18 protein-coding genes are annotated in these 22,837 nt (G+C 67.3%); 8 read left to right on the forward strand and 10 right to left on the reverse strand.

Annotated features, from left to right (window positions below):
* Window positions 1-26: 26 nt before the first annotated feature.
* On the forward strand, window positions 27-1,937 hold the full coding sequence (locus JQT59_RS12195; RefSeq protein WP_213576350.1) for a DUF2339 domain-containing protein: 1,911 nt from the start codon (window positions 27-29) through the stop codon (window positions 1,935-1,937).
* On the opposite strand, the gene JQT59_RS12200 is transcribed toward JQT59_RS12195, so the two are convergent.
* The 3 genes from JQT59_RS12200 to trmB are packed head-to-tail and all read right to left on the reverse strand — an operon-like array spanning window position 1,912 to window position 6,456.
* The gene (locus JQT59_RS12200; RefSeq protein WP_213576351.1) at window positions 1,912-4,938 is read right to left on the reverse strand and encodes an MMPL family transporter; all 3,027 of its coding nucleotides are present in this window, start codon (window positions 4,936-4,938) and stop codon (window positions 1,912-1,914) included. The two genes, JQT59_RS12195 and JQT59_RS12200, sit on opposite strands and share 26 nt — an antisense overlap.
* A 10-nt stretch (window positions 4,939-4,948) precedes the next feature.
* Window positions 4,949-5,683 carry an NYN domain-containing protein gene (locus JQT59_RS12205; RefSeq protein WP_208960440.1) on the reverse strand — a complete coding sequence of 245 codons (735 nt, stop codon included), beginning with the start codon at window positions 5,681-5,683 and terminating at the stop codon, window positions 4,949-4,951.
* Complete coding sequence (gene trmB / locus JQT59_RS12210) at window positions 5,680-6,456, reverse strand: tRNA (guanosine(46)-N7)-methyltransferase TrmB (RefSeq protein ID WP_213576352.1); 777 nt, start codon at window positions 6,454-6,456, stop codon at window positions 5,680-5,682. The genes JQT59_RS12205 and trmB overlap by 4 nt, the downstream gene beginning before the upstream one ends.
* A 122-nt stretch (window positions 6,457-6,578) precedes the next feature.
* Here trmB and JQT59_RS12215 point away from each other — a divergent pair, with 122 nt between their 5' ends.
* The 4 genes from JQT59_RS12215 to JQT59_RS12230 all read left to right on the forward strand — a co-directional run bounded on the left by JQT59_RS12215 (window position 6,579) and on the right by JQT59_RS12230 (window position 11,601).
* Window positions 6,579-7,625 carry a hypothetical protein gene (locus JQT59_RS12215; protein ID WP_213576353.1) on the forward strand — a complete coding sequence of 349 codons (1,047 nt, stop codon included), beginning with the start codon at window positions 6,579-6,581 and terminating at the stop codon, window positions 7,623-7,625.
* 8 nt (window positions 7,626-7,633) lie between these two features.
* Complete coding sequence (locus JQT59_RS12220) at window positions 7,634-9,088, forward strand: GTPase Era family protein (RefSeq protein ID WP_249354360.1); 1,455 nt, start codon at window positions 7,634-7,636, stop codon at window positions 9,086-9,088.
* Between the two features lie 92 nt (window positions 9,089-9,180).
* A complete protein-coding gene (locus tag JQT59_RS12225) occupies window positions 9,181-9,492 on the forward strand; it encodes a DUF6802 family protein (protein ID WP_213576355.1) in 312 nt (103 codons plus the stop codon).
* A gap of 279 nt (window positions 9,493-9,771) precedes the next feature.
* Window positions 9,772-11,601 carry a phosphoenolpyruvate carboxykinase (GTP) gene (locus JQT59_RS12230; protein ID WP_159924125.1) on the forward strand — a complete coding sequence of 610 codons (1,830 nt, stop codon included), beginning with the start codon at window positions 9,772-9,774 and terminating at the stop codon, window positions 11,599-11,601.
* 80 nt (window positions 11,602-11,681) lie between these two features.
* Here the strand turns inward: JQT59_RS12230 and JQT59_RS12235 are convergent, their stop codons facing one another.
* Window positions 11,682-12,161 (reverse strand): VOC family protein, encoded by a 480-nt coding sequence (locus JQT59_RS12235; RefSeq protein ID WP_213576356.1) that lies wholly within the window; start codon window positions 12,159-12,161, stop codon window positions 11,682-11,684.
* A 144-nt stretch (window positions 12,162-12,305) separates the two neighbouring features.
* Between JQT59_RS12235 and JQT59_RS12240 the strand changes: the two genes are divergently transcribed.
* Entirely contained in the window at window positions 12,306-12,806 is a 501-nt protein-coding gene (locus JQT59_RS12240) for a hypothetical protein (RefSeq protein ID WP_230989960.1), read from the forward strand.
* A gap of 76 nt (window positions 12,807-12,882) precedes the next feature.
* Here the strand turns inward: JQT59_RS12240 and JQT59_RS12245 are convergent, their stop codons facing one another.
* From JQT59_RS12245 to JQT59_RS12265, 5 genes are all read right to left on the reverse strand, one after another.
* On the reverse strand, window positions 12,883-14,331 hold the full coding sequence (locus JQT59_RS12245) for an aldehyde dehydrogenase (protein WP_213576357.1): 1,449 nt from the start codon (window positions 14,329-14,331) through the stop codon (window positions 12,883-12,885).
* 31 nt (window positions 14,332-14,362) lie between these two features.
* Window positions 14,363-15,505: an Rv3169 family protein gene (locus JQT59_RS12250; RefSeq protein ID WP_213576358.1), complete on the reverse strand. Its 1,143-nt coding sequence runs from the start codon at window positions 15,503-15,505 to the stop codon at window positions 14,363-14,365.
* The gene (locus JQT59_RS12255; protein WP_213576359.1) at window positions 15,502-16,665 is read right to left on the reverse strand and encodes a phosphotransferase family protein; all 1,164 of its coding nucleotides are present in this window, start codon (window positions 16,663-16,665) and stop codon (window positions 15,502-15,504) included. The genes JQT59_RS12250 and JQT59_RS12255 overlap by 4 nt, the downstream gene beginning before the upstream one ends.
* A gap of 105 nt (window positions 16,666-16,770) precedes the next feature.
* Window positions 16,771-17,655 carry an ROK family protein gene (locus JQT59_RS12260; protein ID WP_213576360.1) on the reverse strand — a complete coding sequence of 295 codons (885 nt, stop codon included), beginning with the start codon at window positions 17,653-17,655 and terminating at the stop codon, window positions 16,771-16,773.
* Between the two features lie 2 nt (window positions 17,656-17,657).
* Window positions 17,658-18,413, reverse strand: coding sequence for a class I SAM-dependent methyltransferase (locus JQT59_RS12265; RefSeq protein ID WP_213577668.1), 756 nt, complete (start codon window positions 18,411-18,413; stop codon window positions 17,658-17,660).
* Between the two features lie 172 nt (window positions 18,414-18,585).
* Here JQT59_RS12265 and JQT59_RS12270 point away from each other — a divergent pair, with 172 nt between their 5' ends.
* On the forward strand, window positions 18,586-19,839 hold the full coding sequence (locus JQT59_RS12270) for a glycosyltransferase family 4 protein (RefSeq protein WP_213577670.1): 1,254 nt from the start codon (window positions 18,586-18,588) through the stop codon (window positions 19,837-19,839).
* Here JQT59_RS12270 and JQT59_RS12275 read toward each other — a convergent pair.
* Window positions 19,747-21,501, reverse strand: a complete 1,755-nt coding sequence (locus tag JQT59_RS12275) for an MmpA family trehalose lipid delivery protein (RefSeq protein WP_213576361.1) — start codon at window positions 21,499-21,501, stop codon at window positions 19,747-19,749. The two genes, JQT59_RS12270 and JQT59_RS12275, sit on opposite strands and share 93 nt — an antisense overlap.
* 54 nt (window positions 21,502-21,555) lie before the next feature.
* Here JQT59_RS12275 and JQT59_RS12280 point away from each other — a divergent pair, with 54 nt between their 5' ends.
* Window positions 21,556-22,758, forward strand: a complete 1,203-nt coding sequence (locus tag JQT59_RS12280) for a polysaccharide biosynthesis protein (protein WP_213576362.1) — start codon at window positions 21,556-21,558, stop codon at window positions 22,756-22,758.
* Window positions 22,759-22,837: the final 79 nt, after the last annotated feature.

Below are 22,837 nucleotides of genomic sequence, written 5' to 3' on the forward strand. Positions count from 1 at the left end.
CGGACTGGTCGCCGGACGATGAATGCATGTCCACACCCGGGAATCCCTCCGTCGATCCGCGCCTGATCGCCCAGCTGTCCGGCGATTTCTCCGCACTCGGCCAGCAGATGCGGCACGTGGGCGAAAATCTCGCCATCCTGCAGGCGCAGTTGTCGACCGTTTCGCAGCCTTCCTCCGAGCCGGCACCTCGGCCCGGACCCGCACCGCAGCCCGGATGGGCGCAACCTCCGCAAGCCCAGCAACCTCCGCAGCCGATGTACCGGCCGCCGGCCCCTCATCCTTCTGCGCCTCTACCTCCGGTATCCCAAGCGCCGCCGCAGTTCCGGCCTGTACCCATCCCGCCGTCCAGAGTGGCCCGGGAACCGTGGTGGCAACGCGACGGGGTCATCAGCCGCATCCTCGCGGTCGCGGGTGTGGGTGTGACGCTCATCGGGGTTGTCATGCTGCTGGTGCTGGCCGCCCAGGCCGGGTTCTTCGGTCCGGGACTGCGGGTCGCCTCCGGAGCGATTTTGTCAGTGGTGCTCGTTCTCCTCGGTGCCCGTGTGTTCGACCGACCCGGTGGCAGGGTCGGCGGCATCGCCCTCACCGCAACGGGTATCGCCGGTGCGTATCTCGACGTGGTCGCCGTCGCCGTCGTGTATCACTGGCTGCTTCCAGCCCTGGCGATGGTCGTGGCACTCGGGGTCGCCGGAGTCGGCGTCGCTCTGGCCGTCAGATGGTCGTCGCAACCGCTCGCAGTACTGGTCGTGACGGGTGCCGCGGTGCTCGCCCCGGTCCTGACCGACGGAATATCGCTCACCCTGATCGGATTCCTCTTCGTAGTACAGGTGGCCGGCTTCCCGGCCCAACTCGGCCGCGTGTGGCCGTATCTGGCGATTACGCGCACCCTTCCCGTGGTGATTGCGCTGCTGATCGTGATCGTCGACCTCGAGGCGAACGACGGGCAGATGAGGAACTGGGCGTTGGCCAGTGCGGTGCTGGTCGCGTCGTTCGGTCTGGTCTCGTCGATCATGCTGCTCCGGAGAGATTCTCGTGACATCACCGCGACAGCGATGATCGTGACCACCGCAGTCCCCATGCTTCTGGTGTCGGACCTCTTCGGCCGAGTGCAGTCCACCTTGATCACACTCGGCCTCGCAGCCGCAATGTTCGGAACCTGGATGGTGGTGCGGCCGCTGCCTCTGCATGCGCGCAGTGCGCTCGCAGGCACCGGGGCCCTCGCGCTGCTGCTCGCGTGCCTGGTCGGTGCCGGTGGAGAGAGTGCACCGCTCGTCGTACTCGGGATGGCAACGTTGTTCCTCACCATCGGTGGCCAGGTGTCCTCACGCATCGCCTACGCGGTCGGTGCAGCGTTCGCGGTGATCGGTGGTCTGATCTTCCTCGACAGCGCCCCGCCGTTCGTCCTCGTCGACGAGGACAGCGCGGTCGACCTGCTCGGGATCACGACTGTGCTGTCCGGGTTGGTTCTCGTCGGCACGGTGGTGTTGCTCGTCTGGTACGCGCACTCGTTGCGGCTGATCCGCAGCGCTACCGCACAACCCGTCTGGGTCCTTGCCGGACTCGTGGTCCTCTACGCGGTCACCACGGTCGCAGTGTCGGTGGGTACGACGATTGCGGGCACATCCGTCGGCTTCATCGCCGGTCACTGCGTCGCCACGATCGTGTGGATGATGGCCGCCACTGCTGCTCTCGTGTTCGGTCTGGCTCACCGCGAGTATGCCCACACCGCACTGGGAGCCGGACTGGCGCTGACTGCGGCCGCGCTGGCCAAACTGTTCGTGTTCGACCTGGCCATGCTCGACGGCCTGTTCCGCGTACTCGCCTTCCTGGTGGTCGGCCTGCTGCTCCTGCTCGTGGGTACGCGTTACGCCAGGGAGTTCGCGGAGCGCGACTCCGGGCGCGGCTCGTCGGTCAGCGCCGATTCTGCCGAGCGATGAGTTCGCTGACGCTGACAGCGTTGCCGTCGTCCGCGCGGTGCCTGCCGCTCGACGTGTCTTCCACGTCGGTCGGCGGGTGTTCGACACCGCGTCGACGGGAGCCGTTGGTCCCCGTGCCGCCGTTGTTGGCAGGACTGCCGTGTGCCGTGCCGCCGGTGGCACCCGAGTTGCCGTTGGTGCCCGCGCGTCGAGTGCTGCTCGCGGGGTCCGGGGGGTCGGGCAAAGCACGACGCCGGGTCGGCATCGAGGGAACCGGCCGGGCAGGAGACGACTGGGGGGTCTCCTGCTCGTACGGCGCCGGCACCGAACGCGGCGCTCGGGTGGGAAGCGACGGCGTCTGCTGCGTGGGCGTGCTCGGCCGCGGTTCCGCGGGTGACGAGACCGGCCGGGGTCCGGCCGCGGAGGTGGACCGCAGGTCTGCGAGCCAACTCTCGATCGGTCGAGACTGCGTGGCAGGGCCGGGAGCCGGGGTCGCTTGCCGGGGCGGCTGCTGGGCCGGGCGAGGCGGTTGCGCGGGATGGGTCTGCCGCTTGGTGCGCGACGGAGCGGTGGCAGGACGCGGAGCAGCCGGCGAGGGCAGAACCGTGGTGGGGGGCTCGGCCGGTGGTGCGTCGTCGACCGGCTTCGGCGGCTGGGCAGGCCTGCCCGTGGCCGACCTCCGGGCCTCGGTCTCCGCGCGCCGTGCTTTCGCCTCGTCCTCGGATATCTTCGCGGCGAGCGCCTGAGCGGTGACGAGCGGAATCGGCTCGGTGAGCGGTTCGGGCTTACGGGGAGCCGGCGGCGCCGAAGGCTTCCTGCGCGGTGGTGCTGCTCCCACAGGGGTCAGTTCGGGGACGTCCGCAGGCATCAGTTCGCTGTCGAGGATCGGCTCGGCGAGACCCGTCTTCTCCTGGATGCGTTTCATCCAGGCGGGCGCCCACCAGCAGTCGTCGCCGAGAAGCTTCATCGTGGCCGGGACGAGGAACATACGGATGAGGGTCGCGTCGATGATCAGCGCGGCAATCATGCCGTAGGAGATGTACTTCATCATCACCAGTTCCGAGAACCCGAACGCGCCCGTGACGACGATGAGGATGAGGGCGGCGGCGGTGATGATCCGCCCGGTGTGTGCGGTGCCGATGCGGATGGATTCCGTGGTACTCGCGCCCTGCGCACGCGCCTCCACCATGCGTGAGAGCAGGAACACCTCATAGTCGGTGGAGAGGCCGTAGACGATGGCGATGATGAGCACCAGCACCGGCGACATGATCGGGCCCGGGGTGAAGTTCAACCAGGCCGACCCGTGACCGTCGATGAAGATCCAGGTCAAGATGCCGAGGGTGGAGCCGAGACCCAAGGCGCTCATCAGCGCGGCCTTGATCGGCAGCACCAGGGACCCGAACGTCAGGAACATCAGCAACGTCGTCAGGAAAAGGACAGAGATCACCATCGTGGGCAGGTGTTCGAGCAGTGCGGCGATACTGTCCTGCTCGATGGCCGGCGTTCCACCGACCAGCACCTGCGCGCCGTCGGGAGCGTCCATCGCGCGCAGATAGTCGATCGTGGGCTTCGACTCGTTGCGGTCCACCAGGCCCGCCTTGAGGACGACGACGCCGTCCTTGACCGCGCCCTCCGGGGAGAACTTCTCGATCAGGCCCGGCGCGCCGCTGGCTTCCTTGATGATCTGGCCCAGCGCCTTGTTATCGGCGTTCGACACCACCAGCTTGACGGGTTCGGTGCGCATGCTGGGGAAGATCTCGTCGAACTGTTCCTGCGCGGCACGAGTCGAGCTGTCCGGCGGCAGGTACGTCTCGTTGATGCCACCGAACTTGATGCCCGTCAACGGGACGATCAACAGGAGCAGCCCGACCACGATCGGGATGGTGACCTTCAGCGGATTGCGCATCACCCAGCGGGTGAGGCGGCCCCAGACGCTGGCCTCGATTTCCTCCGTGTTCTTGGTTTGACGGAAGCGCTCGAAACTGAGGGCGTCGATGCGCTTGCCCAGGATGCCCAGAATCGCGGGCAGGACCGTGATGGACGTGAGCGCCGCGAGTCCCACCGTCGCGATGGCGCCGTAGGCAACGGACTTCAGGAAGCCCTGCGGGAACAGCAGCAGACCACCGAGGCTGGCGACGATCATGGTGGCCGAGAACACCACGGTGCGACCCGCGGTCATCACTGTTCTCCGGACGGCGGAGCGGGTGTCGTACCCCTCCGCCATCTCTTCTCGGAAACGGCTGACGACGAACAAGCCATAGTCGATGGCGAGGCCGAGACCCACGAGGGAGACCACGGGCGCGACGAACGAGTTGACCTCGGTGAAGTTGGTGATGAGACGGACGACACCGTTGGCGCCGACCACGGTGAGACCGCCGATGATCAGCGGCAGCGCCGCCGCCACGACACCACCGAACACGAAGAAGAGCAGGAGGCCGACGGCCGGGATCGCGAGGATCTCCATCCGCTTGATGTCCTTGGCCATCGTGTCGTTCAACGCGCCCGACACCGGTTGCAAGCCGGCGAGCTGCACGTCGACGCCGTCGATGTAGAACTCGTCCTTGATGTCGCGGAAGTTGGCGGTGACCTCGGTGTCGTTGTCACCGACGATGGCGATGCTCTCGATCGCGTGCTGCTTGTCCGGGCTCGAGGCGGCGCTCAGAGTGGGGGCAGACCCGACCTTGAAGTACCCGCCGTTGATCTTGAGGATCTTGTCGGGGTGTTCCGCGGCCAGCGATTCGAGGTTGGCGACGATCTTCGCCTGAAACTCCGGATCCTCGATGGTCTTGCCTTCGGGAGCCGTGTAGAGCGCCACCACATCACTGTTGGTGTCGCGGCCGAAGGTGCTGTCGGCAAGCTTGGACGCGGCGACCGATTCCGAGCCCGGATCATCCCAGCCGGACTGGCTGAGATGCTTCTCCAAACCCAAACCGTATGCGGCGGAACCGAGCAACAAAGCCACCATGATGCCGATGACGGTGAATCGGGCCCGGTAGACGACGCTTCCCCAGCTCGCGAACACTGATCAACTCCTACTCGGCAGCACTCTTCCGCCCGACGAGCAGGGCGGAAAGCGGTCGGAACGGCTGCAACCAGGCACCCTCGTCGGGCAATGTGTCGAGGCTGACCCGAGGAAGTGGTTCCCGGAACACGCCGGGGATGTCCTCGAGATCGACGAAGTCCAGAAGATCGGACGCAACCGCCCAGCTGGCGTGCTCGCGGAACCCGAGTATCTGGACCGGTATGCCGGTCGCGGCGATGTTCTCCAACGGTTCACGAAATGCCTGACCGTCGGCGGAGGCGACCATGACACCGGCCAGCCCCTCACCATGCCGGAGCGCGATGTGGTCCAGCATGTCGGAGTCGACGTCGCTGTCCTCATCGATCTTCGGCTTGGCGAACACCGCGAAGCCCACATTACGCAAGGCTTCGACCCACGGTCTCACAACATCGGCGCTGCCAGCCGCGATATTGGTGAAGACGGTCGCTTCGGGTTCGAGTGTGTCGGTGCCGGACGCCGACAGTTCGGCGGTCCGGGAGAGGAGCCAGCGGCCGAGGGCGTCGAATCGTGGCCGGTAGGCCGCCGTCGGGCGACCGCCGAGGATGGCGCCCAGGCCCATGTCGAGGTTCGGCGCGTCCCAGACGAGAAGGACTCGCTTCTGGTGGCGTCCGTCACGCGCACCCACCACGGGAGATCCTGACGACACCGCGGTGCCGGCAGAGCCCGCAGGCAACCCGCCGGAGATGTACTGCTCGCTGACGCTCATGACCTGATCTTCCCCCAAATCAACTCGGTGATCGCACTCCCGACCTGATGGGCCTTGTCTTCGAACTTCGTCACCGGACGCTCGTGTGTCATCGGGGACTCCCAGTCGAGGGAGGTCAACAGCGGTTCCGCGTTTCCCGCCTCGGCGATCGCCTCGGCATACTCGACGTGATCGGTTGCAACGTGCAACACACCACCGGGCTTCAACCGACTCGCGATCAGCGCAAAGGTGGGGGCTTGCAACAGGCGGCGCTTGTGGTGACGGGCCTTCGGCCACGGGTCCGGGAAGAAGACACGGACACCGGTCAGCGATTCGGGTTCGACCATGTTCTCGAGAACGTCCATGGCGTCACCGCGCAGAACACGGATGTTGGGGATGCCGTCGCGCTCGATCTGCTGCAGTAGCTGTGCGAGCCCGGGGCGGTACACCTCGACGGCCATCAGATTCACGTGCGGTTCGGCTTTCGCCATCGCCGCTGTGGCGGTTCCGGTGCCCGAGCCGATCTCGAGGATCAGAGGTGCGTCGCGCCCGAACCAGGCGGCCGCGTCGAGGCGGGTGTCCGAGACCTCGGCACCGATTTTCGGCCACTGCCGATCCCACGACTCCTGCTGGGCAGAGGTCAGCGCCCCCCGGCGGGAGCGGAAACTCGTCACCCGGGGGTGCAGTCGAGATCCCGTCTTACGCGGAGTCTGTCCCTCCACAGGGACGGCGGGTGCTTCCTGATCGGCGTGGTTCACCGGACCATTGTCACGCATGGGGGGCGTTTCTGGCATACGGGTCTGAAGTTGACATTGAGACTTTCTGGTGGATCGGCGGCGCAGCCTGCATGGTTGCCCACGCCGGTTTCGCGGAAGTCTGACAGAATCCTGACGGTACGAAGGGGGGTGATCGCGTCATGGGCACTGTAGATGCCGGGGGCGGGGAATTGGACGAACTCGCAGATCGGGTGGCGGTATCGGACCGTGCGGCGGGGGAGAGCGTTCGGGAAGTCGCGGCACTTCTCCGCGCGCCGATTCGTGTGCACATCACCGGTCGTGCGGGTGTGGGGAGAACCACTGTCGCGACCGCAGTAAAAGAAGGTGCAATTCCGGGTGCCGTGATCGAAGAGCCCGGCCCGCTCGATGTGCCCGGCGCGCCCGACCCCGTTCTGGACGGTGACGTCGTGGTGTGTGTTCTCGTCGAATCGGTGCGTGCCGCCGATCGTGTGGCAGTCGCCGGGGTGGACGCCGAGCGCGCACTGCTCGTACTCAACAAGGTGGACGCACTCGGCGAATCACGCGAGCCGGCCGACGTGTGGGTGGCGGCGCTCGCGCGGGCGGCGGAGTGCTCGTCGGACGCCGGCCTGCCCGTGCTTCCGCTCATCGGCTTCCTGGCGACCGCACGGGCTGTGACGGAGGCCGACCTGCCCGTCCTTCGTCAGCGTCCGCGCGACCTTTCGTCAGTGTGGGATGCCCACGGTGTCGCGGTAGCGAGCGCGGCGCTCGAGGCGAATCCGCAACTCGACGCACCGGCAGTCACCGCCCTGTTGCGCACGGCCAGCGGTGTGGACGAGGTAGTGGGAGCGGTCGCCGCTCGAGTGGCGCACGTCCGGGCGGGCCGAGGCGAGTGTGCGCTCCTTTCTCTCCGCTCGTTGGCGGCCCGCAACGCCGGGGTTCGCGACGCACTCGAGGAGTACCTCGCGGGAGATGCCGCCGTGGCGCTCGCGGCCGCGGCCGGCCGACTCCACCTCGTCGGCTGGATTCAGGAGGCCCCGGCCGAGCCAGACACCGCCGAGGACGCCGCCCGGTGCGCGCACTGGTGGCGCACGCAACTCAGTGGAATCCCCACTGCCCGGCAACGACGGGCCATCGTCGACGTCCGGCGGCATTACCTACGTATTTGGCAGCGGATGGGCGGCAGTCCGGACGACAGCCGGACCCTCGCCGCCCGCGGGCCCGGATGACGCAGGAGTTGACGGATCTGCCCGCGGAGACCGTCGATGTCGTTTCCCGGTGGAATCCCGCAGCAACTGTCCGGCTCGGGGCCCGGACCGATTCCGGACACGAGCTCTTCGTCGCCGGGCCACGTCGGGCGGGCAAGACCACCCTCGTCGACGCGCTCCGTTCCCTCGACGAGTCCGCCTTCGATCTCGTCGACGACCCGCTCGACGCCGGCGTGGTGCTGATGGTGCTCGACGCCGCCGCGCCACTCGGGCGCGAGGAACTGGCCGTTCTCGATGTGGTCTTGCGTCCCGCATGCCCGGTGGTGTTCGCCCTGACGAAAATCGATGTCCACAGAGAGTGGGCCACAGTCCGCGAGCGTGACCGCGCCTTGCTCGCCGGTCATGCGGAGCGGTTCGCCGACGTGACCATCCACCCGGTCGCGGCCGGAGCCGGGCGCGCCCCGGCACGCGGATCCGGGGTCGAGGCACTGCTCGAGGCCCTCCTGTCCGCGGCAGACGGCCAATCGAGGAGCGCGCGGTCGGGCACCGAAAGGGTTCTCGAGCAGACTCGCCGGATGATCGTGGCCACCGACCGATCCATCCGGGAGGCCGATTCCGGTGCCGACCTTCGTGCCGAACGGGCCCACCTGCTCGCCCACCGCGATGGCCGGCGTGCCGAGCGGGTTGCTCGACTGCGCAGCGAGGTGCAGCTCGGCAAGGTCGAATTGATACATGAGGTGTCCACGCAGATCCGGGCGGCGGGGGCGGCGGTGCGCGCCGACATCGATCGGGCGGGACGTGCGGATCTCGCCGACTACCCGGACCGACTCGCCGACGTCGTGGCGCAGCTGGGCGCGGACCTCGAAGGCGTGGTGACCACGCGACTCGACCACCTGCGTACGCGCGCCGGTGTCGCCGCGCCCGCTCCGCGAGACACCGGCCCGAAACCCGATTACCTCGCCTCGGGACGCCCCGAACCTCGCCACCGGGGGCTGGAAGACCGCATGACGATCCTGATCGGGGCATCGGCGGGTCTCGGGCTGGGCCGCCTGATGGTGGCACCGTTGTCTGTGGTGCCCGCCCTCGACATCGCGTCCGTTCCGCTCACCCTGACCCTCGGCGGCGTGGTGGCGTGGTGGCTCGCCCGGGCGCGTGGTCACATCGCCGAGCGTTCCCACGTGCGTCAGTGGGCCACCGAGTCGCTCACGACCGTGCGTGCGCAATGGGAGCAGCTGGTTCTCGGCCGGTTGTTGTCCGCCGAAGCTGAGATCAGCGAGATGATCCTCGAGGAGAGCAGGTCGCGCGCCCAGGAGGTCGACACTCGGGTGGCGTCGATCGACGGAGAGCTGCGGAAACTGACGTCGAGGCGCAACGGTCAGCTCGCTTCGTGCGAACGGGACATCGCGGCCATCGATCGCGGGCTTCGGGAAATTCGCGACAACTCGAGGGAACCGAAACATCGTCCGGAACGTCAGACTACGTAGAGGTGGTCGGCCGAATGTGTCCATATGTGTGTGGAACCATGTTGAATTGCGTCCGCCTCTCTGTGAAACTGTGGGTGTGAAGGGAGATCGCCGTGGCCACCGCTGAGAGTTTTCTGGTCCCCGATGTGCCCTCGTTCGACCCGGACACGTTCGGTGAGGATTCCGGAGCGGTCGCTCTGACCACTCCCACGCATGACATCGACGGTGACGGCCTGCTGGATACGCAGACCTTCGAATCCGGAAATGCCCTGGTAGTCGTCTCGGATATGGACGGCGACGGGGATGCCGACCACCTGACGACGATCTCCGACAACGGCGCGTACGCATCCTGGGAATTCCACCGCGGCACGGACGGCGTCGCGCAGTGGAAACAGACTGATGACGGGACCCTCGGTAACGGCTAGTATCTCCCCGAAAACGCCCGTCAGACGCGGGAAAGGCGCCGGACGGCTCTACTGAATCGTTTCTGTGACCTTTGCGACCGCACCCGGTTCCCCTAGATGGGACCCGCGGCGTTAACCTCTAGGGATAGGACACCCGGCGCCCGCGTCTTCCATGTGGCATGGACGGCCTGGCTGGACCCCGCCGAGAGGGGAAAATCGGACCGTCTGGCACTCGTTGCGAGGGGCTCTTTCGCAACGGACGGCAGATGGTCCGGTTCCGGCTCACCCCAGGAGAGTTTGATGACCTCAGCGACCATTCCCGGTCTGAACGGAACTGACGGCACGCCCCCCACGGAGCACAGTGAGCTGCTCGCCTGGGTTCGAGAGGTTGCCGAACTCACGCAGCCCGATCGCGTCGTCTTTGCAGACGGCTCGGATGACGAATGGGATCGACTGACCTCGCAACTGGTCGACGCCGGTACGTTCACCCGCCTCAACGAGGAGAAGAAGCCGAACTCGTTCCTCGGCAACTCCGACCCGTCGGATGTGGCACGTGTCGAATCGCGGACCTACATCTGCACCAACGAGGAGATCGGAGCCGGTCCCACCAACAATTGGATGGACCCGGCCGAGATGAAGGCCCTCATGACCGACCTCTACCGCGGTTCGATGCGGGGTCGGACCATGTATGTCGTCCCGTTCTGCATGGGACCTCTCGGTGCCGAGGATCCGAAACTGGGCGTCGAGATCACCGACTCCGAGTACGTGGTCGTCTCCATGCGGATCATGACGCGCATGGGTACCGCTGCCCTCGAGAAGCTGGGCAAGGACAAGCCGTTCGTCAAGGCACTGCACTCGGTGGGTGCTCCCCTCGAAGAGGGTCAGGCCGACGTGCCGTGGCCGTGCAGCGACACCAAGTACATCACCCACTTCCCCGAGACCCGGGAAATCTGGAGCTACGGTTCCGGCTACGGCGGCAACGCCCTGCTCGGCAAGAAGTGCTACTCGCTGCGCATCGCCTCGGCCATGGCCCACGACGAGGGCTGGCTGGCCGAGCACATGCTGATCCTCAAGCTCATTTCGCCGGAAGACAAGGCGTACTACATCGCCGCCGCCTTCCCGAGCGCATGTGGCAAAACCAACCTCGCCATGATCCAGCCCACCGTTCCGGGCTGGCGCGCCGAGACCCTCGGTGACGACATCGCGTGGATGCGATTCGGCGAAGACGGCCGCCTGTACGCCGTCAACCCGGAGTTCGGATTCTTCGGTGTCGCACCGGGCACGAACCATGGTTCCAACCCGAACGCCATGAAGACGATGGAGTCGGGCAACACGCTCTTCACCAACGTCGCCCTCACCGACGACGGCGATGTGTGGTGGGAAGGCCTCGAAGGCGACCCGCAGCATCTGACGGACTGGAAGGGCAACGATTGGACGCCCGAGTCCGGCGAGAAGGCCGCCCACCCGAACTCGCGGTACACCACCCCCATGTCGCAGTGCCCCATCCTCGCTCCCGAGTGGGACGACCCGCAGGGTGTTCCGATCTCGGCGATTCTGTTCGGTGGACGTCGCAAGACCACGGTCCCGTTGGTCAGCGAGTCGTTCGACTGGCAGCACGGCACGTTCCTCGGTGCCACCCTGTCGTCCGAGCAGACCGCAGCGGCGGAAGGTGCCGTGGGCACCGTGCGCCGCGACCCGATGGCGATGCTGCCGTTCATCGGCTACAACGCCGGTGACTACCTGAACCACTGGATCAACGTCGGCAAGAACGCCGACGCCCAGAAGCTGCCGAAGATCTTCTACGTCAACTGGTTCCGCCGTGGCGACGACGGCCGCTTCCTGTGGCCAGGTTTCGGCGAGAACTCGCGCGTCCTGAAGTGGATCGTCGACCGCATCGAGCACAAGGCCGGCGCCGAGTCGACCCCGATCGGTTACGTCCCCACCGCCGCGGACCTCGAGCTGGACGGTCTCGACGTGAACACGGCGGACGTGGACGAGGCACTGAAGGTGAACGTCGACGAGTGGAAGCAGGAGTTGCCCCTCATCGAGGAATGGTTCGAGTTCCTCGGCGAGAAGGTGCCGTCCGGCATTCGTGACGAGTTCGAGGCACTCAAGCAGCGCCTCGGCTAGTCCCTGTACATCACCGAATGCCGCAGTAGTTCAGTCTGACTGAACACTGCGGCATTCGGCGTCGAAGGGGCAGATTACGGTCAGCCCTGCGTTGCTGCCCACTTTTCGACCCGCCGCTGGGCCTCCTCGTCCGAGACGTTCTCGACGCGGGTCATGATCGCCCACCGGTGCCCGAATGGGTCGAGGATGGAGCCGAAGCGGTCACCGGTGACGAAAGTGGACGGCTCCTCGAACACGGTTGCCCCGCGCTCGACAGCGCGGCGGAACGTGGCATCGACGTCCTCGCAATACAACACATACGAATGGTTGACGGTGTTCGTGCCGTCGGGTGCGTGGAGGCCCATCGTCGGCATCGGATCACTGAGCTGTAGCCGGCCGTTGCCGAAGTCGAGCTCGGCGTGCATGACGGAACCGTCGGGGCCGTCCATGCGCTGAACAACGGTCGCGCCGAACACCTCGGTGTAGTAGTCGATGGCCGCGGCTCCGCCGGCCACCACCAGATACGGCGTAATTGTCGTGTATCCGTGCGGGACAGGGCGCACAGCGTCTGGATTGGTCATGGTCCCAGTGTGCCGCCCGGGCAGGTGTCTGCATTGAACAAACCCGACCGATTCGGAGGGAACCCGGCAGGACTGCCGCCAATCCCATACCATTCGGTCTGTAAGTGTCATGATTTCGAAGCTCACCGACGAAAGGATTGACGAATGCAGCCAGGAACCAGTAAGGGCATGAAGCGACTCGCCGGAGGTGCCGCATGTGCCGCGGCCGCTGCGGCCGCCGTATCCATGGCCATGCCGGCGACTGCTTCGGCAGCAACGGAGGTAGCCCCTCCGACCGTGGTGACCGAGGTGGACGGAAACACCCTCGACATCACGGTGACCAACCCGAATGTCTTCGAGCTCACCGATCCACAGTCTTGTGGTGCAGTCGCGTTCGACGCCACCAGGCTTCCGGAAGTCCTCTCCAACCCCGCCGTCGTTCTCCAGCCGGGATTTGCGGCGTGGATGACTCCACTGCCCGAACGGGTGGTTGCGAACGCCACCGGTGACGCGGTCAAGACGTTCACCACATCGGAACTCGCGGACGGCGCCTACGCGGTGATCGGCGAGTGCCTCTCGCTCAGTACCGTCGCGAACCCGCAGACCACGCTGCCGCAGATCGTCTTCGTCGGCGGCCCGCTGGATGGCATCCAGTTCGGCAGCTAGACGTCGAAGCGCTTCGCGCTCGTGCACCTTTCTGGTAGCAGCAGCTACCAGAAAGGTGCACGAGCGGCGGAGCCGCCTAGTCTGTGTAGCCGGGCGGGTAGAGCACGGACTTGGTCTCACAGAAGGCTTCGACACCTTCCGGTCCGTCCTCGCGCCCGATGCCCGAGTTCTTGTATCCGCCGAACGGGGAACCGGGATCGAAGGCGTACCAATTGATTCCGTAGGTACCGGTGCGGACCTGGGCTGCCACCTCGAGGCCCTTCTCGACATCGGTGGTGTACACCGAGCCGGCGAGCCCGTAGTCGGAGTCGTTCGCGATCTTGATGGCCTCGTCCACGGAATCGTAGGGAATCACGCACAGCACGGGTCCGAATATCTCTTCCCGGGCGATGGTCATGGAGTTGTCGACGTCCGCGAAGATCGTCGGCTCCACGAAGTACCCGGTCTCGAGGCCTGCTGGACGTCCGCCGCCCAGCACCAGGCGCGCACCTTCCTCCTTGCCCTTGGCGATGTAGCCCTCGACTCGTTCCCGCTGCTTCTCGGAGATCAGAGGACCGAGCTGCGCCGCCGGGTCGGACGGTAGTCCGACAGGGAAGAAAGCGGCGGTGGCCACCATGCCCTCGACCACTTCGTCGTACCGCGACCGCGGCGCCAGGATGCGGGTCTGACCGACGCAGGCCTGACCGGTGTTCATCAGCCCGGACATCACGAGCATCGGCATCGTCGACGCGAGATCGGCGTCCTCGAGGACGATCGCGGCGGACTTGCCGCCCAGCTCGAGGGAACAGCGCTTGAGATTCTGCGCCGCGATGGCGCCGATCTTGCGGCCCACCGCGGTGGAGCCGGTGAAGGTGATTTTGTCGATGTCGGGGTGCGAGACCAGGTACTCACCCGTCTCGGTGCCACCGGGCACGAGCGACAGCACACCCTCGGGCAGACCGGCCTCGGTGAAGATCTCGCCGACGATATTGGTGGTCAGCGGTGATTCCGGGGCCGGTTTGAGTACCATGGTGCACCCGGCGAGCATGGCCGGGCCCAACTTGTTGATCGCCAGGAAGAGGGGCACGTTCCAGGCGATCACGGCGGCCACGACACCGACCGGTTCCCGAGTGACGCGGGAGCGGCCGAACGCACCCGAACGTTCTTCCGTCCACGGAAACGAATCGGCGAGTCCGGCGAAATAGTTGATCGTGGCGAGGGACGGGGTCACCTGCATCATCTGCACCGACGCGGGAGGTTGACCCATCTCCGACGAGAGCACGCCCGCGATGTCGGCCGCGCGTTCTTCGAGAAGTTTCGCGGCCTTCGCGATCACCTGAGCCCGTTCGGTGGGCGACATGCGTGGCCACGGGCCGTCGTCGAATGCGCGCCTTGCGGCGGCGACGGCGGCGTCGATGTCCTGCGGCCCGGCAACCGGAACCGAGCCGACACGTTCTTCGGTTGCGGGAGAGAACACTTCGAGCACCTGATCGGTGGACGGCGCCACCCACTTGCCGCCGATGTAGAGCTTGTCGTAGTCGGTCATTCTTCCATTCCCTCGTTGATTGCCCACCCGGTCAGCGAGCGGTGTCGGTGAAACTGTCGAATCCATAACGTGCGTGTGGGCCGATCGCCGCGACTTCGAAAAGTCCCGTGCCCACGGTGTCGCCGCCGTCGTCCAGGCGGAAGCGGGTCAGATTGTCGACGGGGCAGAACATGCGCAGTCCCGGATCGATCTCGGACGCCTGCTTGCGCAGTCCTTGAACCACCAGTTCGCCCTGCCACATCCCGTGCCGCCAGTCGGCTTCGAGCCCGTAGCCGGTGCCGATCCCGATGAAATTCGACACCAGGAATTCGCAGGTGACGCTGACGGTCTCACGCCCGGGCAGGTGGAAGGTGAGTGAAGCCGCGGTCACGTCCCGGGTGCCGGGCTCGAATTTCAGCTCGTGCTCGGGCCTGCCCAGCCACTCGGGCTCACGACCGTCGTCGGGCCAGATGCGGACCGCCTCTTCGACGATGCGCCTGCCGCGTTCGTCTTCTTGCAGCACCACGCAGATCGAGTAGTCGTCGAACTGCATGACCGAGTAGATCCAGAAGAAGTTCTGGATACCATCCACGGCGCGTCTGCCGGGCGGCTCGGATTCGCCGACCGGGCGTACTCCCCACGACCGGTCGCGGTTGCCGCGCCAGCTGTCCGGCGTGACCGTTCGTGGTGCTCCATCGATCGTCAGCTCGCCTGTCCAGGTACCGGTCTGGACGAAACGGCTGGTGTCGAACGTGACCCGTTCGAGCTGGCGGCGGAAATGTCGTGGCTCGAGCGTCGCGGGGACGGCGGCGTCGAAGGTGAGGTCGAACGAGAGGTCGTACTCGCCGGGTTCGAGCACGATCCGCAGTCGTTGCAGCCCCTCGAGGACCTCGACGCGGAAGGGTCCGACAGTGGTGTCGGAGCGGTCGGGACCGAGGGCCCTGGAACCGCGCACGACGATGTGGTCGTCACCGCGGCGTAGCACCGCGAACGCGTCCGCCACACCGAGATTGGGGTACTGGCCGAGACCGACGATGAGGAACAGATCCGTCTCGGCCGACGGGTAACAATTGAAGTAATAGCGGTCGTAGAAATTCCGGTCGGACGTACCCACCCGGCGGATCGGCTCGGCCACCTGATGCACCGGGTAGTCGTCCATCGGTGACAGCGGATTGCCCGCGAAGTCTGCGTTCATCGGAGCTTCTCCCCGTACGTGCCGTCGAGCATCGCTTCGAGCGAGGCGCGGTGCATGATCATGTCGTCGGGGTCTTCCGGTGCGACGGCTTGCCCGAAGTGGATGGCGCGGGTCTGGATTCGCAGCATGATGGTGGCCTGCCGTAGCGCGGCGTACACGGTGTAGTACTCGAGGTTGCGGGGAGCGTGGCCCGTCAGTTCCTCGTAGGTCGCGGCGATCTCGTCGACGCGCAGGAAGTCGGGCAGACCGCCCAGGCCTGCGACTTCGGCAATGTCTTCGAAGAACCGATGCAGGTACGCCATCCATCCGAGGTCGAGTTCACGCGGTCCGAGTGTGGCCATCTCCCAGTCGAGTACCGCCACCGGCCGGAAATCTTCGTACATGATGTTGCCGATGCGGGCGTCTCCCCAGCAGAAGACGGCGGGTGACGAATCGTCGGGGCGGTTTTCCTCGAGCCAGGCGAAGCTGCGCTCGATCAGCGGGGACCGCGGCCCCGACAGGGTGGTCCACTCGTAGTACTCACGCTGCTGGCGGATGTGCGCGGCGAGGGACTCGGCGGCCGTCGGGCCGGCATCGGGGAGCCGCAGGAAATCGAACCGGTCCCACGGGCGGTCGATGTCGTGCAGTTTCGCGAGCACCTCCACCGAGGTGTGCTGCAGTAGTGCGCGCTGGGCGTCGGTCGCCTCGGTCACCCAGGACCCGAAGTTGTACGGCATCACGTCCGGCGGGACCTGACCGGACACCCGGGCCATGACGAAGAACGGCGCACCGAGTGGTTCCGGATTCGTCTCGGACCAGTAGACGACCGGGACAGGGACCGACGAATGTTCGCGGACCTGGGCCATCACCTGGAACTGGTTGTCGAGGTCGTAGCGGGGGAAGACGGGCATGGTGCTGTCGGCCGGGGCTACCCGGGCGACCAGCGGATGTCGTTCGCCCGACCACACGGCGTCGAACAGGATGGTTTCGCTGGACATTCCGTTGGCGTCGGGAAGGTGGACGTGCGTGACCTCGGCGGCAGTGCCGACCGGCAGTTGGGCGGACAGCCACCGCTCGAGCCGTTCGCGCAGGATCTCGGGGTCGCGCTTGGAGCTGCTGGGTCGGGCGACCTCGGACTGATGGGTGGAGTCGTCGGCAGATCGGGCAGCGCTCGTGCCCACGAGTCACCTCCTCCTCGACTGAACGTGGTGTGACCCTGAACACTAGAACACGTTACAGAATTTCGGAATAGAGGGGGAGAACTGGCGCCCGGATCGACGGGGGCTTCAGCTGTCGAGCGCGAGAACTCCGGCCCCGACGAGCGTTCCGGAGGCGCCCAACTCCGCGGGTACGACGCGCAGATCCGAGACGAACGTCAAGCGGGCATGCCGGGCGGCGGCCGCGCGCAGAGGCTGCCACAGGCCCGGACCGGCCTGGGCGAATCCGCCGCCGACGACGGCGAGGTCGATATCGAGCAACGCCGCGGCGGAGGCGATGGCGACGCCCAGGGCGGTACCCGCGCGGTCGAGGGCTGCGACGGCCACAGGATCGCCCGACACGGCCGATGCCGCGATGTCGATGCCCGTCGTACCGTGCCAGCCCTGCGAACGCGCCCATCGCACGGCCGCGGGACCGCTCGCCACCGTTTCGAGGCAGCCGACACCGCCGCAGGTGCAGGCCTCGGTGCCACCCGGAACCACCAGGTGACCGATGTGCCCGGCATTCCCCGTGCGCCCGGTCGCGATACGTCCGCCGAGAACCACACCGCCGCCGATGCCCGTCGAGACCACCAGGGAGACGAGATCCGACGTTCCGCGCCCGGCTCCGTGGCGATGCTCGCCGAGGGCAGCCGCGGCACCGTCCATGGCGAGCCGCGTCCGCGCGTCGGGGAAGAGGTCGCGGACGGCGTCGACCAGGCCGAACCCGGCCGACCACTCGTCGATATTGATGGGGGCGACACGACCGCCCGTCGAGTCGACCGGTCCCGCGCAGGCGATGCCGACGGAGGTGATCGTGGCGTCGGCAGCGACTTCGCGCAACAGCGTCGCGCACGCGTCCCAGACACCGGACGTGGGGGTCGGGGTGATCGACGGTTCCGGGACGGTGCCGCCTTCTGCGACCAGCCCCGCGGCGATCTTGGTGCCGCCGATGTCGAGCGCCAGGCGGGCCACGGTCAGCGCTTCTTCAGCACGAGGACGAGATTGCTCACCAGAAACTCGCGCAGCCCCGGGACCCGCACCATCCACCACGCCCACCGCGGATGGTAGCGAGGAAACGCTGCGAGGAGCTCGGCGTCGGTGGTGCGTTCGGCCCACCGAAGACCTTCGGTGGCACCGACTTTGAACAACGACACGCCGTAGCGGTTCTTGGGTTCACGACCGGTCTTCCGGGCGTACCGGCGGGCAGCGTATTCACCACCCAGCGCATGCCACGGGCCGGTTTCGTGCCCGCCGAACGGGCCCCACCACAACGTGTACGACAAGACGATCAGGCCGCCGGGTTTCGTGACCCGGACCATCTCGTCGGCCATCGCCCACGGCTTGCTGACGTGCTCGGCCACATTGGAGGAGAAACAGATGTCCACCGAGGACGTGCGGAACGGCAACGCGAGCCCCGAACCGCGGATGGCCCCGCCCACGGTCAGACCGGCTGCGTGCATCTCCGACGGGTCGGGCTCCACCGGGACGTAACGGGCACCGGCCTCCAGGAAGACATCGGCGAAGTAACCCGGTCCGCCGCCCACGTCGAGCACCGTAGTCCCGGTGAGGTCCTGGTCGGTGAGTCCGCAGTACAGGTCGCCGATCAGCTCGACCGAATCGCGGGCCAGTGCCCCGTAGAACAGCTCGGGCGCGGTCTGCTCGTGCCGGAAGTCGCTCAGCAGCCCGAACGACCGCTTCAAGGTTGCCCGTCGACCGAATCGTCGGGTCACGGGTGGCGTCGTCACGGATAAGAACCTTAGCGACTGGGGCCCAGCGGACGGCAATCCTGCGCGACGCTGCAACGCTCGACCCAGTACGACCGATAGGGTGTTCGAGGACTATCGAGCGGCAACCCCGCCTCGGACCGAGAAAGAGCCGCACCGACCACAGGAGTTCATGAACGTGCACGAGGTTCTGCTGCTCTGCTGGCGAGACACCGGGCACCCGCAGGGTGGCGGGAGTGAGCGGTATCTCGAGCAGGTCGGGGCGCAGCTCGCCGCGCGGGGAATCAAGGTGACTCTGCGGACCGCCGGTTACCGGGGCGCGCCCAAGAAAGAGACGGTCGACGGTATCGAGATCAGTCGCGCGGGCGGTCGGTACAGCGTCTACCCGCGGGCGCTGGCGGCCATTGCGGCAGGCCGGCTCGGGTTCGGACCCCTCAAGGGCATCCGGCCGGACGCTGTCATCGATACCCAGAACGGCATCCCCTTCTTCTCCCGCACCGTCGCGGGTGCACCGGTGACGCTGCTGGTGCATCACTGCCACCGCGAGCAGTGGCCCGTCGCAGGAAGGCTGGTCGGCAAGATCGGCTGGTGGGTGGAATCGCGACTGTCCCCGCGTACTCACCGCGACAACCAGTACCTCACCGTGTCGCTGCCCTCGGCCGACGAACTGGTCGAACTCGGTGTCGAGCGCGAACGGATCGCCGTCGTGCGCAACGGTGCCGACGACATTCCCGTCGGCGTCGCGGTGGGCTCCGCGCAGACCCGGACCGGCCACCCGAGCGTGTGTGTCCTCTCGCGTCTCGTCCCGCACAAGCAGATCGAGGACGCCCTGGAAGCTGTTGCGGCGCTGCGGCTTACGATCGCCGACTTGCACCTGGACGTCATCGGCGGCGGCTGGTGGGAACAGAACCTCCGAGACCGTGCCCACGAACTCGGCATCGGTCATGCAGTGACCTTCCACGGCCACGTGGACGAGTCGCGCAAACACGAACTGCTCTCACAGTCGTGGGTGCACGTGATGCCATCCCGCAAGGAGGGATGGGGTCTCGCGGTGATCGAGGCTGCGCAGCACGGTGTTCCGACCGTCGGTTACCGCAGCTCCAAGGGCCTGACGGATTCGATCGTCGACGGCGTGACCGGGGTCCTCGTCGGCGGCATCGACGCCGCCACCGCTGATGTCGGCGACCTCACGGCGGCCGTCAGCGCGTTGCTCCTCGACGCGGAGACTCGCATGGTTCTCGGTGAGAAGGCACGTGTGCGTGCGGGAGAATTCTCCTGGGAGCAGACCGGCAACGGTGTACACGAGGTGCTCGCCGGTACCGCCGCAGGTCTTCGGACCTCAGGACTGGTGTCGCCGGTCCTGCCGCGTCCGGAGGCGCGGGACCGCACGCTCCGCGTGCTTCAGGGACTCGAACACGCCGGCGCCGAGTAGTCCGCCGATCAGCAGCGCTGCCCACAGCGCGTGTGCTGCGATCACCGTCGCCCGCATCTGCGCGGATGCCTGCCGGGCCGTCACGTCGCCGTCCACTCGATACAACGCGAGATGCTCGTCCGAGTACCACGGTTGCAGCGCCGCCAATGTGTTCGCGGATTGCCCGTGCGGCCCGGGCGTGTCGCGCTCGACGAGCACCCAGCGCACGCCGAGCGACGCCAGATCCGAGGGCGAACCCCCGCCCTGGAGGACCCGTTCCACCTTCTGCGCGCGGGAACCCTCGCCTGCGACGGCACGCCCGTCCACCACCAGTTCACCCGACTGCAGGACGTCCACGGGCAGCAGGCGGGGCGCCGGGTCCAGGACCGCAGCCTTTCCGCTGTACGGGAATCGCCGGAACATGCCGGTGGGCAGTACTGCGACGTCGCCGCTGTCCGGTTGGGCCTCGAGCCGGGACGTCACCTGCTCCCAGGATTGTGGGTACCGAACCGGCCGGAGCGCGCCGCCCACACCCCACACGAGGTCGGGCAGGGCCAGCACCACGATCAAGACGGCCGACACCGACCAGAGGGCGGGGCGTCGCAGCACCGCCGCGGCCGCGGCCAGAACGTAGAGCGGTGCCGCCGCGGCCACCCACTTCTGACCGTCCCGGAACAGGCCGGCGCCGGGCACGTTCTGGACCGCCCACCGGCCGAGGTCGAGACCCCAGGGCGTCGCGCCGATCGTCGGCATCACCACCGCTGCCACGGCGAGGACCGCGAGGGCCTTCACCACGGGATGGCGACGTCGCCGCCACAACGCCGGTACGCCGCAGAGGACCACGGCGAGCAACATCGCCGTTCCCACCAGGGCGAACAGCGTCATGCGACTGTTCGGGACGGCAGCGTCGTTCCACACCCCGCCGAGTCCGAGCAGGCTGCCCACTGTCGCGAGTCCCGGCTCGGCGCGCGCCGCGAAGGCCGCGACCCCGGCGGGGTCGGAGCTGTCGGCACCACCCGTGGAGAGCGCGGTGGCCGCCAGCCAGGGCGCGCTCGCGAGACCGAACAGCACCAACACACCGGCCGACCGCCACGGCGCAGACGACCGCCCGCCCGGAACCACCAGGACCGCCAGCGCCGTCACTGCCGCGAGCATCACACCGGTCGGGGTGAGGCCTGCTGCCGCGAAGCAGGCGGCGAGCGCGAACCAGCCCGCCCGGCGACCCCGACGAATGGCGAGCGCGGCACACACCGTCCACGGCAGCGCCGCATACCCGGCCAGCAGGCTCCAATGACCTTGGAGTAGTCGCTCGGCTACGTATGGGTTCCACAGCATCACCGTCGAACCCACCAGCTGGGAGCCGAGCCCTGCCGTGGGCAGCACGGCGCGAACCATCCGGGCCGCGCCCCAGCCGGCGGCCCAGAGGGCGAGAAACAGGACCGCTTTCACCACCAGACCACCGTCGACGATCGTGCTCAACGCCGCGATCAGCGCGTCCTGCGGTACCGCGCGCGCGGCGGCATCCGTCAGACCCAACGCCGAATCCGTCGGATACGAACGTGGTGTGCTCACCGCGTCACGCAGCAGCAGATATCCGGGTCCGAAAAGAGGGCCGAGAATCACCGCGGCCAAGACCAGGCTGTAGCCCGCCGGAACGGACAGTGTTCGGTTCCGGGCGGTCATGAGCGGCCACGATACGTGGTACATCAGCTCGGCTCGTCCGCCGCGTAGTGCATCATGGGGCGCATGACCCGCCAGAGCCTCACCACCTCGGCAGTCGCCGGAGCGACGATGGTGACGGCCGGGTCGATGGTCGCGAACGTCGCGTCCTACCTGCTGCATCTTCCCGCCAGCCGCTGGCTCGGTCCTGCCGGTTACGGCGAATTCGCGAGCCTGCTGGCCGCCCAGCTGGTTCTCGCCGTGCCGGCCCTGGCGCTGCAGACCGTCGTCGCGCGCGAAGTGGTCAGGGGCAGGGGTGCGCATGCGGTGCGTCAACTCGGCTATCGATGTGCCGTCATCGTCGGAATCGCGGCGATTCTCCTCGCACCCGCAGTCTCATGGGCACTGGAGACGGGCATGCTCGCCACCGTCTCCGCGTTGATCACCGCGCCGATGCTGGTCCTGCTCGCCACCGAACAGGGACTCCTGCAGGGCGCCGCGCGTTTCGGTCCCCTCAGCATCGTCCTCGCCGGCGCCGGGATAGCGAAGGTCGCCCCCGCCGTCGTAGTCCTCGCCGTGGGTGGAGGACCGGGATTCGCGCTCGCCGCCAGTGCAGTCGGAACGGGGGTCGTCGCTCTGGCCGCGCGAGTGTTCGCCGACCCGGACCCGGCCGGGGCGACGAGCACGCCCATCGGAGTCGCGGCCGTCCTGAAGGCGTCGCAGGTGCAGTTGGCGCTGATCGCGTTGTCGTCGATGGACCTCGTCCTGGCCCGCATAGTCCTCAGCAACGACGACGCCGGTCTCTACGCCCTCGGCGCGGTCGCGACCAAAGCCGCGTTCTGGCTTCCGCAGGCGGTCGGTGTGGTGCTGTATCCCCGGATGGCCAGCCCAGCGCACTCCGTGCAGGCAGTCCGATCGGCGATCGCCGTCCTGGTCGGCCTCGGCGCCGTTTTGGTCGCGGTCGTCGCAGTGAGCGCCCCGCTCGTTCCACTCCTCGTCGGCGAGGCGTACCAGCCGGTGCAGTCACTGCTGTGGCTGTTCGCCCTCCAGGGGGCCTGCCTTGCGGTGCTCCAAGGCGCCTTGCTGTCCGCCATCGCCGGGGAGCGGACGTACCTTGCGGTCATTGCCTGGATCGGATTCGCCGTCGAAATGGCCGGCATGCTCACCCTCGCCTCCACCGTCGGTCAGTTCATCGGTGTGGCCGTCACCGCTGCGGCGAGCACCGCAGTGGTCGCAAGCGTTCTCGCGGTCCGGAGCGCCCGGCACGCGGTAGCGGTCTAGGTCGCTCGCTCGGGTCGCTTCGTGCGGCACCCAGCCCACCGGCCGTAGACACGACGAAGGGGACCCCGGTTATTTCCGA

Origin of the sequence: Rhodococcus sp. USK13 (assembly GCF_018343855.1) — a bacterium.
GTDB lineage: Bacteria > Actinomycetota > Actinomycetes > Mycobacteriales > Mycobacteriaceae > Rhodococcus_F > Rhodococcus_F oxybenzonivorans.

Excerpts from the sequence above, each read along its gene's own strand:
- JQT59_RS12195 (WP_213576350.1), top strand. The coding sequence starts at position 27 with ATGTCCACACCCGGGAATCCCTCCGTCGATCCGCGCCTGATCGCCCAG.
- JQT59_RS12205 (WP_208960440.1), bottom strand. The coding sequence starts at position 5,683 with ATGAGCGTCAGCGAGCAGTACATCTCCGGCGGGTTGCCTGCGGGCTCT.
- trmB (WP_213576352.1), bottom strand. The coding sequence starts at position 6,456 with ATGCCAGAAACGCCCCCCATGCGTGACAATGGTCCGGTGAACCACGCC.
- JQT59_RS12215 (WP_213576353.1), top strand. The coding sequence starts at position 6,579 with ATGGGCACTGTAGATGCCGGGGGCGGGGAATTGGACGAACTCGCAGAT.
- JQT59_RS12230 (WP_159924125.1), top strand. The coding sequence starts at position 9,772 with ATGACCTCAGCGACCATTCCCGGTCTGAACGGAACTGACGGCACGCCC.
- JQT59_RS12235 (WP_213576356.1), bottom strand. The coding sequence starts at position 12,161 with ATGACCAATCCAGACGCTGTGCGCCCTGTCCCGCACGGATACACGACA.
- JQT59_RS12240 (WP_230989960.1), top strand. The coding sequence starts at position 12,306 with ATGCAGCCAGGAACCAGTAAGGGCATGAAGCGACTCGCCGGAGGTGCC.
- JQT59_RS12245 (WP_213576357.1), bottom strand. The coding sequence starts at position 14,331 with ATGACCGACTACGACAAGCTCTACATCGGCGGCAAGTGGGTGGCGCCG.
- JQT59_RS12250 (WP_213576358.1), bottom strand. The coding sequence starts at position 15,505 with ATGAACGCAGACTTCGCGGGCAATCCGCTGTCACCGATGGACGACTAC.
- JQT59_RS12275 (WP_213576361.1), bottom strand. The coding sequence starts at position 21,501 with ATGACCGCCCGGAACCGAACACTGTCCGTTCCGGCGGGCTACAGCCTG.
- JQT59_RS12280 (WP_213576362.1), top strand. The coding sequence starts at position 21,556 with ATGGGGCGCATGACCCGCCAGAGCCTCACCACCTCGGCAGTCGCCGGA.